At 67.1% G+C, this 243-nt stretch carries 1 pseudogene; it reads right to left on the minus strand.

Features of this window, described 5'->3' with window-relative positions:
- Positions 1–243, minus strand: a pseudogene (locus BST12_RS30165) (polyketide synthase); the annotation flags it as partial.

Here is a 243-nt window from a genome sequence, read left to right on the forward strand (position 1 = left end):
GCGTTGGTGCCGCTGACGCCGAAGGAGGATACGGCTGCGGTGCGGGGGTGTTCGGATTCGGGCCAGGGCATCGCTTGGGTGAGGAGTTGCACGGCGCCGGTGGTCCAGTCGATGTGCGGGCTGGGTTGATCCACGTGCAGTGTTGGTGGCAATACCGCGTGCTGCAGGGCGGTGATCATCTTGATCAGCCCCGCTGCGCCCGCGGCGGCCTGGGTGTGGCCGATGTTGGATTTGACCGAGCCC

The sequence above is a fragment of the Mycobacterium angelicum genome, assembly GCF_002086155.1.
GTDB classification, from domain to species: domain Bacteria; phylum Actinomycetota; class Actinomycetes; order Mycobacteriales; family Mycobacteriaceae; genus Mycobacterium; species Mycobacterium angelicum.